Below are 1,411 nucleotides of genomic sequence, written 5' to 3'. Positions count from 1 at the left end.
GCCATGGGGCTATCTACAAAAATCTGAACGGGCGGCAATAGTTTTTTGGTGAAAATCTGGTTTAAGGCAAATACCAACGATTGCGTACGGCCAATACTAAATGCAGGAATAATCAATCGCCCAGGGCTTTTAATGCAGGCTTCGGTAATTTCCTGAACTAATCTTTCCTCTAAGGTCTGGTCTTTGGTGTGCACCCTCCCGCCATAGGTTGCTTCACTTACCAGGTAATCAACCTCTGGCAGCGGTTCAGGGTTAACCAATACCGGATAGTTCTCTCTGCCAATATCGCCTGTAAAAGCAACTTTCTTCTCTACGCCATCGTCATTGATGGTTAAAATAGCTGCAGCAGCGCCAAGCAAATGGCCAACTGGCACAAAGGTTAGGCTAATATCGCCGTTGATCTTGAAAGGCTTGTTAAATGCAATGGTTACAAAACGATCGATCGTATCCATTACATGTTTGTGCAGGTACAAAGGTTTTGGTCCGCTAAAATTGCCGCGTTTAGTTCTGGGTTTTCGGCCGGCCTTCCTTAAGAAAAGTTCTACAGAATCGAATAATAGTATCGAAGTAAGATCGGCTGTTGGTGGTGTACAGAGCACCTGACCTTCAAAACCCAATCGAACCAGTGTAGGTAAATTACCAGAGTGATCGATATGGGCGTGAGTTAAAATAACGAGGTTTATACTTGCCGGATCGAAAGGGAATTGCTGGTTTTCTTCCTGGTAGGTTTCCTTCTCGTAATCTAATCCACAATCTATCAGTATTTTATAATGTCCAACTTCTAGCAGGTGCATACTCCCTGTTACCTGTTGTGCTGCGCCCCAAAACGTTAACTTCATCTTCTTATCTATCGCGTAAGTTCTTTAGCCGTAAAGTAATATAAATGATGGGATTTTTAAACAATCAAGCGTAATTTTTTAATTATAGTCCATTTTCTTCCCTAAATTTGAGTCCCTTCGATATTTCACTTTTTGCCTCTTCCGAAAAATCTTCTAAATCAGCTGTTGTAATGATTTTATCTACAAGCATAGCAATTACAGTATCTAAAAACCATGAATTTCTAAGCCCGTCATATCTTCTGGCGATGTGTTTGTCGAAATCTGTTACAGTGGTAAAAATTTTATAATAATCGTCTCTATTATCTTCAGGCTGTTGTGTTTTCCATTGGTCTAAAATTTCGGAGAATACCTGCATTTCTTTTTTAGTTCCCGTTGTAAAGCTATCTCGAATAACTTTCTGGCAACTTTGTTATCTGCTTTAGAAAAACTCATATTCATCGTTAAAATTATAGCATAAAGATAACAATGTCTTATATATTCAGCCCAACTTAAGCTCAACAAAAAGATTTTTTATCTTTGAAGAAAAATATTCGATATGCAAGAACCTTTTGATATAGAAATCGGACCAATTA

Annotated in this window: 2 protein-coding genes; both read right to left on the bottom strand. The window is 38.8% G+C overall.

Going from position 1 to position 1,411, the window contains the following annotated elements; translation table 11 throughout:
• Positions 1 to 839, bottom strand: an 839-nt coding sequence (locus AC1DND_RS27840) for an MBL fold metallo-hydrolase (RefSeq protein ID WP_477586091.1), incomplete at its 3' end; no start/stop codon positions are given.
• Between the two features lie 82 nt (positions 840 to 921).
• The gene (locus tag AC1DND_RS27835; protein ID WP_477586089.1) at positions 922 to 1,194 is read right to left on the bottom strand and encodes a hypothetical protein; all 273 of its coding nucleotides are present in this window, start codon (positions 1,192 to 1,194) and stop codon (positions 922 to 924) included.
• Positions 1,195 to 1,411: the final 217 nt, after the last annotated feature.

The organism is Pedobacter sp. 01N416 (genome assembly GCF_056399685.1).
Note: the sequence above shows the minus strand (reverse complement) of the source record. Positions and strands in the feature narration are given on the sequence as shown.

Bases quoted from the DNA above. Each gene is read 5' to 3' on its own strand.
- AC1DND_RS27835 (WP_477586089.1), bottom strand. From the start codon at position 1,194: ATGCAGGTATTCTCCGAAATTTTAGACCAATGGAAAACACAACAGCCT.